The sequence below is a fragment of the Variovorax sp. FW305-3-2-15-B-LB1 genome, assembly GCF_058787635.1.
Window position 1 is genome coordinate 23,573 of sequence record NZ_JBYSZY010000035.1, and the last position, 15,590, is coordinate 39,162.

Here is a 15,590-nt window from a genome sequence, read left to right on the forward strand (position 1 = left end):
AAGCCCATGACTCTGCAAGCAGCCCCCGCCCGACTGTCCACGAACTCAGCCAGCTTCGACGCTGAATTCAAGGCGCGGCTGCATTGGTCCGCGGACGCGGACGCGGCGATCGAGAAGGTGGTGGCGGACATCCTGGCCGACGTGCAAAAGCGTGGCGACGAGGCGGTGCTCGAGTACACGAACCGCTTCGACAAGCTCGACGCGAAGACGCTGCCCGAGCTCGAACTCACGCAGGCCGAGCTGAAGGCCGCGTTCGAAGGCCTCCCCGCTGTGCAGCGCGACGCGCTCGAGGCCGCCGCACGCCGCGTGCGCAGCTACCACGAGGCACAGAAGAAGGCCTCGGGCGAAAGCTGGAGCTACCGCGACGCCGACGGCACGCTGCTCGGCCAGAAGGTCACGCCGCTGGACCGCGTCGGCATCTACGTGCCGGGCGGCAAGGCCGCCTACCCGTCGAGCGTGCTGATGAACGCCATTCCCGCGCACGTCGCCGGCGTGGGCGAAATCATCATGGTCGTGCCGACCCCGAAGGGCGAGAAGAACCAGCTCGTGCTCGCCGCCGCCTACGTGGCGGGCGTGACGCGCGGCTTCACCGTCGGCGGTGCGCAGGCCGTGGCCGCGCTGGCCTACGGCACGGCCACCATCCCGGCCTGCGACAAGATCACCGGCCCCGGCAACGCCTACGTGGCCGCCGCCAAGCGCCGCGTGTTCGGCACCGTGGGCATCGACATGATCGCGGGCCCGAGCGAAATCCTGGTGCTGGCCGACGGCTCCACGCCGCCCGACTGGGTGGCCATGGACCTGTTCAGCCAGGCCGAGCACGACGAGCTGGCGCAAAGCATCCTGCTGTGCCCCGACGCCGCCTACATCGACCGCGTGCAGGCCGAGATCGACCGCCTGCTGCCGACCATGCCGCGCGCCGAGATCATCGCCGCCTCGCTCAACGGCCGCGGCGCGCTGATCCACACGAAGAGCATGGAAGAGGCCTGCGAGATCAGCAACCGCATCGCCCCCGAACACCTCGAAGTCAGCAGCAGCGAACCGCACCGCTGGGAGCCGCTGCTGCGCCACGCCGGCGCGATCTTCCTGGGCAACTTCACCAGCGAGAGCCTGGGCGACTACTGCGCCGGCCCGAACCACGTGCTGCCGACCAGCGGCACGGCGCGCTTCTCGAGCCCGCTGGGCGTGTACGACTTCCAGAAGCGCTCCAGCCTCATCGAGGTGAGCGAGGCCGGCGCGCAGGTGCTGGGCCCGATCGCCGTCACGCTGGCCGAAGGCGAGGGCCTGCAGGCGCACGCCGAAGCCGCGCGCATGCGCCTGCGTAAGATCTGAGGCTCCAACAACCCCGCTTCAGGGAGGAGCACGCCAGATGATTCAACGCCTCTATCGCTCGCGATTTTTCCGTTTCGCCACCGGCCTCGTTGCCGGTGCCGCCTTGCTGGCCGCCTGCACCCAGATGCCGCAGAACCGCGCCGAGACGACGGCGATGGCGGCCACGTCCAGTGCTGCAAAGCCTGCACCCGCGCCGGCCCAGCTCGGCACGCAATGGGGCGAAGGCATCGAGTCGAAGACCCGCACGGTGGCTGCCAAGCGCCTGTCCGACCAGCCCGACGACGTGGCCTCGATCGGCTACAACGACGCGGCCAGCGTGCGCCGCGATGCGGGCAGCAACCCCGAGCGCCGGCTGAACCTGCAGCTGGCCCAGGGCGACATCGAATGGTCGGTGCTCGACGAGAACGACCGCCCGTTGCCGTTGCAGCGCGCACGTCGAAGCGGCAATGACATGTTCCGCCTCGCCGGCGTCGAAGGCGCGCGCTACACGCTGCGCTTTCGCAACCTCAGCGACCGCAGCTACGAGGTGATCGCCACCGTCGACGGCCTGGACGTGCTCAATGGCAAGCCCGGCAGCCTGCGCAACGGCGGCTACGTGCTGCGCCCGCAGCAGACGCTCAACATCGAAGGCTTCCGCAAGAGCCAGAGCGAAGTGGCCGCCTTCCGTTTCGCCACGCCGGGCCGCGCCTACGCCGCGAACACCGAGGCCGGCGACGTGCGCAACATCGGCGTGATCGGCGCCGCGCTGTTCGAGCTCGAAGAGCCGAACATCCCGCGCCGCACCCGCCGCGACGCCTCGCCGTCGCAGCCCAGCGCCTTCCCGGCCGACGGCGCGTACGCGCCGCCGCCGCGCTACCGCAAGTAAGCCAGCGAGGCCATGCAACGCGCCGCCGTCCTGCTGTTGCCGCGCCTGCCGGCGCTGCTGCTCGCCCTGGCGGCCGGTGCGATCGGCGTCGGCGCGCAGGCCATGAGCATCCGCGAGCTGCGCACCCTCGAAGCCAACGAGAAGGACGGCAAGGCCTACGCCAGCTACTACCTCGTCGGCGTGCTCGAAGGCCTGCGCGAGGGCGTCGAGTCGTCGCAGCGCAACGGCCAGGTGCCGCCGTTCTGCATCGAGGGCCGCCGCCTCGAACCCTCGATGGCCCGTTCGCTCTACCAGACCGAGCTGAGCCGCAACGCCGACAGCTACGAAGCCGACATGCCCGTGCAACTGGTCATGGCCGGCGCCCTCCGCAACAGCTACCGCTGCACCCGATGACCGTTTCCGATTCTTCCGTTTTCGACACCCGCCTGCCGCTCGACCGCATCCGCGCCGACGTGCGTGCCATGCACGCCTACGCGGTGCAGGACGCGCGCGGCTTCCTCAAGCTCGACGCGATGGAGAACCCCTACGGCCTGCCGCCCGCGCTGCAGGCCGAACTGGGCGCGCGCCTGGGCGCGCTGGCGCTCAACCGCTACCCCGGCGACCGCGGCGCCGACCTGCAGCGCGCGCTGGCCGCCCATGCGGGCCTGCCCGAAGGCTTCGGGCTGATGCTGGGCAACGGCTCGGACGAACTGATCTCGCTGCTGGGCATCGCCTGCGACCAGCCCGGCGCCGCCGTGCTGGCGCCCGTGCCCGGCTTCGTCATGTACGCCATGAGTGCCCAGCTGCAGGGCCTGCGCTTCGTCGGTGTGCCGCTCACGGCCGATTTCGAGCTCGACGAGGCCGCCATGCTGGCCGCCATCGCGCGCGAGAAGCCCGCCATCGTCTACCTCGCCTACCCGAACAACCCGACCGCCAACCTCTGGGACGACGCCGTCATCGAGAAGATCGTGCAGGCCCAGGGCGCGCAGGGCGGCCTGGTGGTGATCGACGAGGCCTACCAGCCCTTCGCCGCCCGCAGCTACATCGACCGGCTCGCGAACCACCGCCACGTGCTGCTGATGCGCACCCTGAGCAAGTTCGGCCTGGCCGGTATCCGCCTGGGCTACCTCATGGGCCCCGCCGCGCTGGTCGCCGAGATCGACAAGGTGCGCCCGCCGTACAACATCAGCGTGCTCAACTGCGAAGCCGCGCTGTTCGCGCTGGAGCACGCGGCCGTGTTCGAGGCCCAGGCGCGCCAGATCCGCGAAGGGCGCGACCAGCTCATGGCCGCGCTGGCCCGGCTGCCGGGCGTGAAGACCTGGCCCAGCGACGCCAACATGATCCTGCTGCGCGTGCCCGATGCCACCCGTACCTTCGAGGGCATGAAGGCCCGCGGGGTGCTGGTGAAGAACGTTTCTAAAATGCATGAACTGCTCGCCAACTGCCTGCGCCTCACCGTCGGAACGGCCGACGAGAACACGCAGATGCTGGCGGCGCTCGAAGCCTCACTATGACCACCCCCACGACCCCGGGCAGCACCGATCGCATCGCGACGGTCACCCGCCACACCGCCGAGACGAAGATCACGGTCAGCGTCAACCTCGACGGCACCGGCAAGGCCAAGCTCTCCACGGGCATCGGCTTTTTCGATCACATGCTCGACCAGATCGCCCGCCACGGGCTGATCGACCTGGACATCGACTGCGAGGGCGACCTGCACATCGACGGCCACCACACGGTGGAAGACGTGGGCATCACGCTTGGACAGGCCGTGGCCAAGGCCATCGGCGACAAGAAGGGCATCCGTCGCTACGGCCATGCCTACGTGCCGCTGGACGAGGCGCTGAGCCGGGTCGTCATCGACTTCTCGGGCCGCCCGGGCCTCGTGATGCACGTGCCCTTCACCAGCGGCATGATCGGCACCTTCGACAGCCAGCTCACCTACGAGTTCTTCCAGGGCTTCGTGAACCACGCCTTCGTCACGCTGCACATCGACAACCTGAAGGGCGTGAACGCGCACCACCAGTGCGAGACCGTGTTCAAGGCCTTCGCGCGCGCCATGCGCGGCGCGCTGGAGCTCGATCCGCGCTCCGTCGGCGTCATTCCCTCGACCAAAGGTTCGCTCTGAAACTCCCCGGCGAACAGCTATGAAATCTGTAGCAAAAAATTCCGTCGCGGTCGTCGACTACGGCATGGGCAACCTGCACTCCGTGTCGCAGGCCGTGCGCCATGCGGCCGACCAGGTGGGCGTGGAGGTGTTCGTCACCTCCGACCCGGACGTGGTGCGCAAGGCCACCCGCGTGGTGCTGCCGGGGCAGGGCGCCATGCCCGACTGCATGCGCGAGCTGCGCGACTCGGGCCTGCTCGAGTCGGTGCTCGAAGCCGCGGCCAGCAAGCCGCTTTTCGGCGTGTGCGTGGGCATGCAGATGCTGCTGTCGCGCAGCGACGAAGGCCCGACCGACGGCCTGGGGCTCATTCCCGGCGAGGTCGTCAAGTTCGACCTGGCCGGTCGCCTGCAGCCCGACGGCAGCCGCTTCAAGGTGCCGCAGATGGGCTGGAACCAGGTGCGCCAGGCCCAGCCGCACGCGGTGTGGGCGGGCATTCCCGACCAGAGCTACTTCTATTTCGTGCACAGCTTCTACGCGTGCCCGGCGGATGCCCGGCACAGCGTGGGCGAGGCCGATTACGGGGCATGCTTTACCGCGGCCATCGCACGCGATAACATTTTTGCCACCCAGTTCCACCCGGAGAAGAGTGCGGACCATGGGCTGCAGCTGTATCGCAACTTCCTCCACTGGAATCCCTGACCTTATATTCCCGCCCGGGCCGCACCGTTGGCAGCCCGGCTTTCGCACACTCGCGTCACTTCCATGCTCCTCATTCCCGCCATTGATCTCAAAGACGGCCACTGCGTTCGCCTCAAGCAGGGCGACATGGACCAATCCACGGTCTTCAGCGAAGACCCCGCCGCCATGGCCCGCAAATGGGTCCAGGCCGGCGCCCGTCGGCTGCACCTGGTCGACCTGAATGGCGCCTTCGCCGGCAAGCCGCAGAACCACGCAGCGATCAAGGCGATCCTGAAGGAAGTCGGCGAGGACATCCCCGTGCAGCTCGGCGGCGGCATCCGTGACCTCGACACCATCGAGCGCTACATCGACGACGGCCTGCGCTACGTGATCATCGGCACCGCCGCGGTCAAGAACCCCGGCTTCCTGAAGGATGCCTGCAGCGCCTTCGGCGGCCACATCATCGTGGGCCTGGACGCCAAGGACGGCAAGGTCGCCACCGACGGCTGGAGCAAGCTCACGGGCCACGAGGTGGCCGACCTGGGCAAGAAGTTCGAGGACTACGGCGTCGAATCGATCATCTACACCGACATCGGCCGCGACGGCATGCTCTCGGGCATCAACATCGACGCCACCGTCAAGCTCGCGCAGGCGCTGACCATCCCCGTGATCGCCTCGGGCGGCCTGTCGAACATGGCCGACATCGACCAGCTCTGCGCGGTCGAGTCCGAAGGCGTCGAGGGCGTGATCTGCGGCCGCGCCATCTATTCGGGCGACCTCGACTTCGCCGCCGCTCAGGCGCGCGCGGACGAGCTGGCCGGCGCCTGACGCCTTTCCTGTAGCGGCGCGTGCTCTCCGCGCTCGCTATCGCCAACTACCGCTCGCTGCGCCAGCTGACGGTGCCGCTGGGCCGCCTCACGGTGGTCACCGGCGCCAACGGCAGCGGCAAGTCGAGCGTGTACCGCGCGATGCGCCTGCTGGCCGACATCGCCAACGGCGGCGTGATCCGCTCGCTGGTGCGCGAGGGCGGGCTGTCTTCCACGCTGTGGGCCGGGCCCGAGCGCTTTTCGGCGGCCATGCTGCGCGGCGAACAGCCGGTGCAGGGCACCACGCGCAGCGAGCCGGTGGCGCTGAAGCTGGGCTTCGCCGGCGCCGAGACCGACGATTTCGGCTACGCCATCGACATCGGCCTGCCGCCGCCCGTCCCGTCCACGGCCTTCTCGCACGACCCGCAGATCAAGCACGAGGCGATCTGGAGCGGCCCGCTGCTGCGCCCTTCCACGCACCTGGTCGACCGCAAGGGCGCCGCGCTGCGCCTGCGCGACGGCAAGGGCTGGCAGGCCGTCGGCCGGCCGATTCCCGCCTTCGCCAGCATGATGACCGAGCACGCCGACCCGCGCGACGCGCCCGAGATGCTCACGCTGCGCGAGCAGATGCGCTCCTGGCGCTTCTACGACCACTTCCGCTCGGACGCCGAGGCGCCCGCGCGCCAGCCACAGCTGGGCACCTACACGCCCGTGCTCGCCAACGACGGCGCCGACCTGGCCGCCGCCCTGCAGACCGTCCGCGAGATCGGCGACGGCGAGGCGCTCGACAGCGCCGTGGACGATGCCTTCCCGGGCGCCCGCATCGAGGTGCAGGCGAACGGCGACCGCTTCGAGACGCTGATGCACCAGCACGGCCTGCTGCGGCCCCTGACGGCAGCCGAACTGTCGGACGGCACGCTGCGCTACCTGCTGTGGATCGCGGCGCTGCTGACGCCCCGTCCGCCCGCGCTGCTGGTGCTCAACGAGCCCGAGACCAGCCTGCACCCCGACCTGCTGCCCGCGCTCGGCCGCCTCATCGCGCAGGCCGCGCGGTCGTCGCAGGTGATCGTGGTGTCGCACGCGGCGCGCCTGATCGCCGCCCTGGACGACAGCGACGGCCTGCAGCCGGTGGTGCTCGAAAAGCGCTTCGGCGAGACCCGCATCGCGAACCTCGACATGAGCGAGATCCCGCGCTGGGAGTGGCCGACGCGCTAGGGACGAAGGGCAGGCGGGCCTACTCGGCCTTCACCGCCATCGTCTGGATGATCGTTTCCAGCTGCGCGCTCATCGGCAGGTTGAGGCTTTCCCCCGAGGGCAGCTTGCGCATGAACCAGCGCTTGTACTGGCGGTGGATCTCGCCGTCTTCCGCCAGCACCTGGAAGGTGTCGACCACCACCTTGTTGAGCTGCGGGTCGCCCTTGCGGTACATGACCGCGTACGGGTCGTAGGAGAGGAAGTCGCCCACCACCTCGTACTGCGCCTTGGCGGCGTCGCGGGCGATCAGGCCGTAAAGCAGCACGTCGTCGGTGGCGAAGGCGTCGGCCTGGCCTTCTTTCACGAGCGCGAACGACTCGGCATGGTCGCGCGCCACCTTCAGCTCGATGTTGAGCTTGAACTTCTGCGACAGGTCGCGCAGCGTCTTCTCGTTGGTGGTGCCGGCCGTCACGGCCACTTTCTTGCCGGCCAGGTCGCGGAACGACTGGATCGGCGCGCCCTTCTTCACCAGCACCTTGGTGCCCGAGACGAACATCGTCGGCGAGAAGGCCACGCGCTTCTGGCGCTCCAGGTTGCTGGTGGTGGAGCCGCACTCCAGGTCGACCTGGCCGCTCACGACTGCGTCGATGCGCGAGTCGGAGGTGACGGGCACCCACTTGATCGTGAGGCTCTTGTTGACCGTGTCCTCGATGGCCGTGACGAGCGCGCGGCACAGCTCGATGGAATAGCCGATCGGTTCCTTGCGCGCATTGAGGTACGAGAAAGGCACCGACGCCTCGCGGTGGCCGATGGCGATGGTGCCGCTCTCGCGCACCTTGGCCAGCGTGCCGGTGAGGAGCTCCTGTGCCTGCGCGGGGCCGCCCGGCAAGGCCAGGGCCACGGCCGCCAGCAGCCATGCGGCGACGGCGGAGGGCAGCGTGGCGATGCGCGTCATGGCGTGGCGCCTCACGCGTGCGCCGGATGGGCGAGGGTGGCCGCGGCTTCCTCGTCGAGCACCTTGGCGTTGGCCTCGGCATCGCTCTCGGACAGCAGCTCGCCCTCCCACTTGGCGACTACGGCCGTGGCGATGGAGTTGCCCACTGCGTTGGTGGCCGAGCGGCCCATGTCCAGGAAGGTGTCCACGCCCAGGATCAGCAGCAGGCCGGCCTCGGGAATGTCGAAGTGGTTCAGCGTGGCGGCGATCACCACCAGCGAGGCGCGCGGCACGCCGGCCATGCCCTTGGAGGTGAGCATCAGGATCAGCAACATGGTGATCTGCGTGCTGATCGGCATGTGGATGTCGTAGGCCTGCGCGATGAACAGCACGGCGAAGGTGCAGTACATCATTGAGCCGTCGAGGTTGAACGAGTAGCCCATCGGCATCACGAAGCTGGAGATCTTGCGCTTCACGCCGAAACGGTCGAGCGCCTGCAGGATCTTCGGGTACGCGGCTTCGGAACTCGCGGTGGCGAACGACAGCAGGAACGCCTCCTTGATGAGCACCAGCAGCTTGAACACGCGCGGCCCCAGGAACAGCAGGCCGGCCATGATGAGCACGCCCCACAGCACGAACAGGCCCAGGTAGAAGTCGCGCATGAACACGGCGAACTTGACGAGAATGCCCAGCCCGTTCACGGCCACGGTGGCGGCCATGGCCGCCAGCACCGCCAGCGGCGCGAGCTTCATGACGTAGCCCGTGATCTTGAGCATGGCGTGCGACAGCTCCTCGATGGCGGCCACCAGCGTCTTGGCCTTGTCGCCGAGCGAGGCCAGCGCCACGCCGAAGAACATCGAGAACACCACGATCTGCAGGATCTCGTTGTTGGCCATCGCCTCCACGAACGACTTGGGCACCGTGTGACTCACGAAGTCCTTGAAGGTGAACTTGTTGGTCGCCAGGTTGGCCGAGGCGCCGATGTCGGGCAGCGGCAGGCCCAGGTTCTCGCCGGGCTTGAGCAGGTTGGCCATGACCAGGCCGATCACCAGCGAGATCAGCGAGGCCGTGAGGAACCAGCCGATGGCCTTGCCGAACACACGGCCGACCGACTTGGCGTCGCCCATGTGCGCGATGCCCACCACCAGCGTGGAGAACACCAGCGGGCCGATCAGCATCTTGATCAGGCGCAGGAAGACGTCGGAGACGATGGAGACGTAGTCCGCGATCTCCTTGGCGGCCTTCTTGTCGGGAAAGCTGGTGAAGATCATGTAACCGACGATGATGCCGAGCACCATGGCGATCAGGATCCAGGCGGCCATGGGCAGCTTTTTCTTCATGCGTATCCCCTTTGTCGTGTGAGAGTGGTTCTTTTCGAGTGCACGGGACCGACCCGGCACAGGGTATCCAAGAAAGGCGGATGCACGCAATGGCCCGCTGTCAGGATGCGGCGGCTGCCTACAATTCCTCACATGGATATCCGCTCGATCGAGTTTCGAGGCCAGCCGGCGTTGCACGCCGTGGCGGCCGATGGCAGCACGCTGACGGTGGCGCTGCATGGCGCCCAGGTGCTTTCCTGGGCCCCGGCCCGCGGTGGGGAGCGACTGTATCTGAGTCCGAAGGCCGTTTTTGACGGCCAAACCGCCATCCGCGGCGGCATTCCCCTGTGCTGCCCCCAGTTCAACCAGCGCGGCATGCTCCCCAAGCATGGCTTCATGCGCAATCTGCCTTGGATTCGCGAGGATTCGGGCGCGCCCGACACGCTGCGGCTGGTGCTGCGCGACAACGACGCCACCCGCCGGCTCTGGCCGCATGCCTTCGAAGCGCGGATGGACGCCACGCTCGCCGCCGGCCGGCTGCGCACCACGCTCACCCTGGCCAACACCGGCGACGCGCCCTGGCCGTTCTCGGCCGCGCTGCACACCTACCTGCGCGTGGACGACATCGCCGTGGTGCGCCTCAAAGGCCTGCAGGGCGCCGCCCGCTGGGACGCGGTGCGCGACGTGCGCCAGACCGAAACCGCTGCCGCGCTGCAGTTCGACGCCGAGTTCGACAGCGTCTACACGGCCCCGGCGCAGCCGCTGCGGCTGGTGCAGCCCGACGGCACGCTCGAAATCACCCAGAGCGAAACCTGCACCGAAACCGTGGTCTGGAACCCCGGCGCCGCGCTCGGTGCGACACTCGCGGACATGCCCCCAGAGGGCTTCCGCCACATGCTGTGCGTCGAGGCGGCCCGCATCGACGAACCCGTCGTGCTGGCGCCCGGCGCCCAATGGCAGGGCTGGCAACAGCTTTGCGTTCTCTGATTTCTCTCTGGTTCACCACCCCATGCTTGCCAAACGCATCATTCCCTGTCTCGACGTCACCGGCGGCCGCGTCGTCAAGGGCGTCAACTTCCTCGAGCTGCGCGATGCCGGCGACCCGGTCGAGATCGCGGCGCGCTACAACGCGCAGGGCGCCGACGAACTCACCTTCCTGGACATCACCGCCACCAGCGACGGCCGCGACCTGATCCTGCCGATCATCGAGGCGGTGGCCTCGCAGGTCTTCATTCCGCTGACCGTGGGCGGCGGCGTGCGCACGGTGGCCGACGTGCGCCGGTTGCTCAACGCGGGCGCCGACAAGACCAGCTTCAACTCGGCCGCCATCGCCGATCCGCAGGTGATCAGCGACGCGGCCCAGAAGTACGGCTCGCAGTGCATCGTGGTCGCCATCGACGCCAAGCGCCGCAGCCCCGAAGACGCCGCCACGCGCGGCGCGGGCTGGGACGTCTACAGCCACGGCGGGCGCAAGAACACCGGCCTGGACGTGGTGCAGTGGGCGACCGAGATGGCGCGCCGCGGCGCGGGCGAGATCCTGCTCACGAGCATGGACCGCGACGGCACCAAGAGCGGCTTCGACCTGGCCCTGACGCGCGCCGTGAGCGACGCGGTCAACGTGCCGGTGATCGCCTCGGGCGGCGTCGGCAGCCTCGACGACCTGGCCGACGGCATCCAGAAGGGCGGCGCCGACGCGGTGCTGGCCGCGAGCATCTTCCACTACGGCGAGCACACCGTGGGCGAGGCCAAGGCGCGCATGGCCGAGCGCGGGATTCCCGTGCGCATCGACGCCTGAGCGGGACCGGAAGGGTCTTTTCCTATCCTCGACAATATCCCCATGAATTGGCTCGATGAAGTGAAGTGGGACGCGAACGGGTTGGTGCCCGTGATCGCCCAGGAACAAGGCACGAACGACGTGCTCATGTTCGCGTGGATGAACCGCGAGGCGCTCGAGAAGACCGCCGAGCTGGGCCGCGCGGTGTATTTCAGCCGCTCGCGCAGCAAGCTGTGGTTCAAGGGCGAGGAGTCGGGCCACGTGCAGACCGTGCACGAGATCCGCCTCGACTGCGACAACGACGTGGTGCTGCTCAAGGTGACCCAGCTCGGCCACGAGCCCGGCATTGCCTGCCACACCGGCCGCCACAGCTGCTTCTTCAGCAAGTACGAAAAGGGCCAGTGGACCGTGGTCGAACCGGTCTTGAAAGACCCGGAGTCGATCTACAAATGAGCGCCACAGTGAACGATTCGAACACCTCCGACGCGCTCGCCCGCCTGGCTGCGGTGCTCGAGAGCCGCCTGCCCGCGAACGGCGGCGACCCCGAGAAGAGCTACGTGGCCCGGCTGCTGCACAAGGGCCCCGACGCCTTCCTCAAGAAGATCGGCGAGGAAGCCACCGAGGTCGTGATGGCCGCCAAGGACGCCGATCACGGCGGCGACCGCTCGAAAATAGTGAACGAAGTGGCCGACCTGTGGTTCCACACCATGGTGGCGCTGGCCCACTACGGTTTCTCGCCGGCCGACGTCGTCGCGGAGCTCGAGCGCCGCGAGGGCACCAGCGGCATCGAGGAAAAAGCCCTGCGCAAGGTGCAGGCCCGTGAAGCTTCCAACGACTGACTGATCGATTGAAAGGGCATCGACCATGGCCAATGACATCGTGAACGTGGAACCCGACGACTCCCTCAAGACCTGGGGCTGGGTCAGCTACGTGCTGCACCTGATCGTGGCCATCGGCGCGGTCGTGCCGGGCGCGCAGGCCTCCGTGCTGCTGCTGCTCATCGCCCTCCTGATCGATTTCGTGAAGCGCGACGACGCGGCCGGCACCTGGCAGGCCTCGCACTTCAGCTGGCGCATCCGCTCGGTGCTGTGGGCCGGCCTGCTGTACATCGTCACCTCGTGGCTCTGGCTGCTGCTGTTCGTGCCGGGCTGGATCGCCTGGAGCCTGATTTCGCTGTGGTTCCTCTACCGGATCGTGAAGGGCATGATCCGGATGAACGACGGCCGTCCCATGGAACCCAAAGATGTCATCTGATCCGAACTGCGTCTTCTGCAAAATCATCGAAGGCAAGATCCCCTCGCGCAAGGTCTACGAAGACGACGACCTGTTCGGTTTCCATGACATCTCGCCCTGGGCGCCGGTGCATTTCATGCTGGTGCCGAAGAAACACATCGCCTCGATGGCGCAGCTGACGCCCGAGGATTCGGCGCTCATGGGCAAGATCATGACGCTGGCCCCCCAGCTGGCGCTGGAGCAGGGCTGCAGGCCCTATCCGGACGGCGGCTATAGGGTCGTCGTGAACACCGGCGCCGAGGGCGGGCAGGAGGTTCACCATCTCCATGTGCACGTCATGGGCGGCCCCCGCCCCTGGCTTCGCGGCTGAGCAGGGTTAAGCCAAACTGTCACATTCCCCCCGACTAAAATCGGACACATTCTTAGGAGTTCTCCATGGGTTCTTTTTCCATCTGGCACTGGCTGATCGTGCTGCTCGTCGTGGTCATGATCTTCGGCACCAAGAAGCTGCGGAACATGGGTTCGGATCTCGGTGGCGCCGTCAAGGGTTTCAAGGACGGCATGAAGGACGGCTCGGCCTCCCCTGACGCCTCCGCTGCACCGGCCCCCACGCAGCAAGTGACCGGCCAGCCGGCCAACAGCGACAAGTCGACGATCGACGTCGAAGCGCGCCAGAAGTCCTGAGCACCGCAGGCACACATCCGTGATCGACCTCGGCATTGAGAAGCTGGCGCTCATCGGCGTCGTGGCGCTGATCGTGATCGGGCCGGAGAAGCTGCCGCGCGTTGCTCGCACGGTGGGCGCCCTGCTCGGCAAGGCGCAGCGCTACGTGAACGACGTCAAGGCCGAAGTCAACCGTTCGATGGAGCTCGACGAGCTTCGCAAGATGAAGACCACGGTCGAGGACGCGGCGCGCGATGTGGAGCACAGCATCCACACCGGCGCCAGCGAGTTCGAGAAGCAGTTTTCCGGCGCGTCCGGCGACACCCTGTCGGCACTGGCCGAGCCCGAGCAGGCGGTGCCCGAATACAGGCACCCCCGCAAGAACTGGCGCCTGAAGCAGGGCGCCACGCCGAACTGGTACAAGGCACGCAACGGCGTGCGCACCAAGGCGCTGTCGGGCGCGGCGCGGGTCGCCCGCTTCCGCCCCCACAAGATCAACTGACGCACGCGCACGCCCCGCGGCGTTCCCGGGCGCCCCGTGCGCCTGTGTCTTCTCCCACGCTTTCTCCTCTCCCATGGCCGATTCCGACAACAAGAACAAAGAAGAAGACGAGCTGGCGGGCACCGAGCAGCCGTTCGTGCAGCACCTGGTCGAGCTTCGGGACCGGCTGCTGTACTGCGTCTACGGCCTCGTGGTCGCGGGCATCCTGCTGGCGATCTGGCCCGGCCCGAGCGGGCTCATGGACATCATCGCCATGCCGATCCGCGCGCACATGCCGCCGGACGCCAAGCTGATCGCCATCGGCGTGTTCTCGCCGTTCTTCGTGCCGCTCAAGGTGCTGATGATGGCGGCCGTGCTGCTGGCGCTGCCCTGGCTCATGTACCAGGCCTGGATGTTCGTCGCGCCGGGCCTGTACAGCCACGAGAAGCGCTTCGCCTTGCCGCTGATCTTCTTCGGCAGCGTGCTGGCCTACGGCGGCATCGCCTTCGTGCAGCTGTTCGTGCTGGACAAGATGTTCGGCTTCATCCAGAAGTTCACGCCCGCGGCGGTGGCGGCCACGCCCGACATCTCGTCGTACGTGGAGGCCATCCTGTCGCTGTACATCGCCTTCGGCGTCGCCTTCCAGGTGCCGATCGTGGTAATGCTGCTGGTGCGCTTCGAGATGGTCACCATCGAGAAGCTGCGCTCGTTCCGCGGCTACTTCATCGTGATCGCCTTCGTGGTGGCCGCGGTGCTCACGCCGCCCGACGTGGTCTCGCAGCTCGCGCTGGCGGTGCCGATGTGCCTGCTGTACGAGGTGGGGATCATTGGGGCGCGCTACTTCGCAGGAACGGGCAAGGCGCCCGAGGGTGAAGAAGAGGGCGCGGGTTCGGGGTCTTCCGGCAGTTCCTGATCCGCCGGATCGATCGGCTCCTGCCCCCAAAACAAAAGCGGCCCTCGGGCCGCTTTTTTGTTGCTGTCTGATCTGCGGCCGGAGCCGCTGTCGTTTCCCGCCTACTCGTTGTTGGGCAACTGCTGCCGGATCGGACTCTTCGGTCGCAGCCCCGGTGTCACGTCCAGTTCCATCTTGTCGGTGCCGCGCTGCAGGGCGAAGCGTGCGGTGTCGCCTGGCTTGAGGCCGGCGACGGCGGTCAGCAGGGCCTGCACGCTGTCGGTCTTCTTCTCGCCCACCGATGTGATCACGTCGCCGGGGCGGATGCCGGCCTTGGCGGCAGGGCCGTTCTGCAGCACGCCGGTGATGATCACGCCCGCGTCGGCCTTCACGCCGAAAGTCTCGGCCAGTTCGGGCGACAGGTCGCTCGGCTCGACGCCGATCCAGCCGCGGCGCACCTGACCTTCCTTCACGATGCCCTCGAGCACGATCTTAGCCATCGACACCGGAATGGCGAAGCCGATGCCCATGCTCCCACCTGAGCGCGAGTAGATGGCGGTGTTGATGCCCTGCAGGTTGCCGTTGACGTCGATCAGCGCGCCGCCCGAGTTGCCGGGGTTGATGGCCGCGTCGGTCTGGATGAAGTTCTCGAACTGGTTGATGCCCAGCTGGTTGCGCCCCAGCGCCGAGACGATGCCGCTGGTCACGGTCTGGCCCACGCCGAAGGGGTTGCCGATGGCCAGCACCTGGTCGCCCACCAGCAGCTCGTCGGAGTTGCCCAGCACGATCACCGGCAGCTTGTCGAGCTCGATCTTGAGCACGGCCAGGTCGGTGTCGGGGTCGGTGCCGATCACCTTGCCGCGCGCGTGGCGGCTGTCGTTCAGGGTGACCTCGATTTCGTCGGCGCCCTCGACCACGTGGTTGTTGGTGAGGATGTAGCCGTCGGTGCTCACGATCACGCCGCTGCCCAGGCCCACCTGCGGCTGGTCGGCCTGGTCGCCGAAGAAGAAGCGGAACCACGGGTCGTTGCTGCGCGGGTGGCGCTGTGCGGCCTTGCTGGTGTTGATGCTCACGACCGCCGGCGAAGCCTTCTTGGCCGCCGCGCTCAGGCTGCCCGCGGCGGGCACGGCCGGCGAGCCGCTGGGCGCTTCCACGATGGACACCACGCCGCCCAGCGAGGTCGAGCGCTTGTGGATCCACTCGGGCTTGAGCGTCGCGACGACGAAATAGGCCGCCAGCAGGACGGTCACGGCTTGGGCAAAGAGCAGCCAGGTGCGTTTCATGAAAGCTTGAAGAAAGAGCGTTGGAAAAGCGCTGAAAGACGGCGCCGGTTGC

20 protein-coding genes are annotated in these 15,590 nt (G+C 67.8%); 17 read left to right on the forward strand and 3 right to left on the reverse strand.

The features are described from left to right. Window positions 1-6 precede the first annotated feature (6 nt). The 8 genes from hisD (at window position 7) to AC3WQR_RS20605 (ending at window position 6,980) form a co-directional block, all read left to right on the forward strand. Complete coding sequence (hisD, locus tag AC3WQR_RS20570; protein WP_492679583.1) at window positions 7-1,329, forward strand: histidinol dehydrogenase; 1,323 nt, start codon at window positions 7-9, stop codon at window positions 1,327-1,329. Between the two features lie 37 nt (window positions 1,330-1,366). Further along, window positions 1,367-2,194: a hypothetical protein gene (locus tag AC3WQR_RS20575; protein WP_492743313.1), complete on the forward strand. Its 828-nt coding sequence runs from the start codon at window positions 1,367-1,369 to the stop codon at window positions 2,192-2,194. A gap of 12 nt (window positions 2,195-2,206) precedes the next feature. Further along, window positions 2,207-2,587, forward strand: coding sequence for a hypothetical protein (locus AC3WQR_RS20580; protein ID WP_095743766.1), 381 nt, complete (start codon window positions 2,207-2,209; stop codon window positions 2,585-2,587). Then, window positions 2,584-3,687, forward strand: a complete 1,104-nt coding sequence (gene hisC, locus AC3WQR_RS20585) for a histidinol-phosphate transaminase (RefSeq protein ID WP_492743314.1) — start codon at window positions 2,584-2,586, stop codon at window positions 3,685-3,687. Before AC3WQR_RS20580 ends, hisC begins: the two co-directional genes overlap by 4 nt. Continuing rightward, entirely contained in the window at window positions 3,684-4,301 is a 618-nt protein-coding gene (hisB, locus tag AC3WQR_RS20590; protein WP_062471688.1) for an imidazoleglycerol-phosphate dehydratase HisB, read from the forward strand. Before hisC ends, hisB begins: the two co-directional genes overlap by 4 nt. 19 nt (window positions 4,302-4,320) lie before the next feature. Next, window positions 4,321-4,980, forward strand: coding sequence for an imidazole glycerol phosphate synthase subunit HisH (gene hisH / locus AC3WQR_RS20595; RefSeq protein ID WP_307695396.1), 660 nt, complete (start codon window positions 4,321-4,323; stop codon window positions 4,978-4,980). 63 nt (window positions 4,981-5,043) lie between these two features. Then, entirely contained in the window at window positions 5,044-5,787 is a 744-nt protein-coding gene (gene hisA, locus AC3WQR_RS20600) for a 1-(5-phosphoribosyl)-5-[(5-phosphoribosylamino)methylideneamino]imidazole-4-carboxamide isomerase (RefSeq protein WP_159278425.1), read from the forward strand. A 20-nt stretch (window positions 5,788-5,807) separates the two neighbouring features. Continuing rightward, window positions 5,808-6,980, forward strand: coding sequence for an AAA family ATPase (locus AC3WQR_RS20605; RefSeq protein WP_492743315.1), 1,173 nt, complete (start codon window positions 5,808-5,810; stop codon window positions 6,978-6,980). A gap of 19 nt (window positions 6,981-6,999) precedes the next feature. On the opposite strand, the gene AC3WQR_RS20610 is transcribed toward AC3WQR_RS20605, so the two are convergent. Beyond that, the gene (locus tag AC3WQR_RS20610; protein WP_492743316.1) at window positions 7,000-7,914 is read right to left on the reverse strand and encodes an amino acid ABC transporter substrate-binding protein; all 915 of its coding nucleotides are present in this window, start codon (window positions 7,912-7,914) and stop codon (window positions 7,000-7,002) included. 11 nt (window positions 7,915-7,925) lie between these two features. After that, window positions 7,926-9,233 (reverse strand): dicarboxylate/amino acid:cation symporter, encoded by a 1,308-nt coding sequence (locus tag AC3WQR_RS20615; RefSeq protein WP_070059926.1) that lies wholly within the window; start codon window positions 9,231-9,233, stop codon window positions 7,926-7,928. Between the two features lie 132 nt (window positions 9,234-9,365). Between AC3WQR_RS20615 and AC3WQR_RS20620 the strand changes: the two genes are divergently transcribed. The 9 genes from AC3WQR_RS20620 (at window position 9,366) to tatC (ending at window position 14,276) form a co-directional block, all read left to right on the forward strand. After that, window positions 9,366-10,199 carry a D-hexose-6-phosphate mutarotase gene (locus AC3WQR_RS20620; RefSeq protein ID WP_492743317.1) on the forward strand — a complete coding sequence of 278 codons (834 nt, stop codon included), beginning with the start codon at window positions 9,366-9,368 and terminating at the stop codon, window positions 10,197-10,199. Between the two features lie 22 nt (window positions 10,200-10,221). Next, entirely contained in the window at window positions 10,222-11,007 is a 786-nt protein-coding gene (gene hisF / locus AC3WQR_RS20625) for an imidazole glycerol phosphate synthase subunit HisF (protein ID WP_095743770.1), read from the forward strand. 42 nt (window positions 11,008-11,049) lie between these two features. Beyond that, entirely contained in the window at window positions 11,050-11,439 is a 390-nt protein-coding gene (gene hisI / locus AC3WQR_RS20630; RefSeq protein WP_095743771.1) for a phosphoribosyl-AMP cyclohydrolase, read from the forward strand. Continuing rightward, a complete protein-coding gene (locus AC3WQR_RS20635) occupies window positions 11,436-11,825 on the forward strand; it encodes a phosphoribosyl-ATP diphosphatase (RefSeq protein ID WP_139701050.1) in 390 nt (129 codons plus the stop codon). Before hisI ends, AC3WQR_RS20635 begins: the two co-directional genes overlap by 4 nt. Before the next feature lie 25 nt (window positions 11,826-11,850). Then, window positions 11,851-12,240 carry a DUF4870 family protein gene (locus tag AC3WQR_RS20640; RefSeq protein ID WP_056572726.1) on the forward strand — a complete coding sequence of 130 codons (390 nt, stop codon included), beginning with the start codon at window positions 11,851-11,853 and terminating at the stop codon, window positions 12,238-12,240. Continuing rightward, the gene (locus AC3WQR_RS20645) at window positions 12,230-12,589 is read left to right on the forward strand and encodes a histidine triad nucleotide-binding protein (RefSeq protein WP_070059922.1); all 360 of its coding nucleotides are present in this window, start codon (window positions 12,230-12,232) and stop codon (window positions 12,587-12,589) included. The genes AC3WQR_RS20640 and AC3WQR_RS20645 overlap by 11 nt, the downstream gene beginning before the upstream one ends. Before the next feature lie 65 nt (window positions 12,590-12,654). Further along, complete coding sequence (gene tatA / locus AC3WQR_RS20650; protein WP_070059921.1) at window positions 12,655-12,903, forward strand: Sec-independent protein translocase subunit TatA; 249 nt, start codon at window positions 12,655-12,657, stop codon at window positions 12,901-12,903. Window positions 12,904-12,922: 19 nt separating this feature from the next. Beyond that, on the forward strand, window positions 12,923-13,384 hold the full coding sequence (tatB, locus tag AC3WQR_RS20655; protein WP_062471652.1) for a Sec-independent protein translocase protein TatB: 462 nt from the start codon (window positions 12,923-12,925) through the stop codon (window positions 13,382-13,384). 73 nt (window positions 13,385-13,457) lie between these two features. Continuing rightward, the gene (gene tatC, locus AC3WQR_RS20660; protein ID WP_070059920.1) at window positions 13,458-14,276 is read left to right on the forward strand and encodes a twin-arginine translocase subunit TatC; all 819 of its coding nucleotides are present in this window, start codon (window positions 13,458-13,460) and stop codon (window positions 14,274-14,276) included. A gap of 101 nt (window positions 14,277-14,377) precedes the next feature. Here tatC and AC3WQR_RS20665 read toward each other — a convergent pair whose 3' ends face one another. Further along, complete coding sequence (locus AC3WQR_RS20665) at window positions 14,378-15,538, reverse strand: S1C family serine protease (protein WP_492743318.1); 1,161 nt, start codon at window positions 15,536-15,538, stop codon at window positions 14,378-14,380. Window positions 15,539-15,590 lie beyond the last annotated feature (52 nt).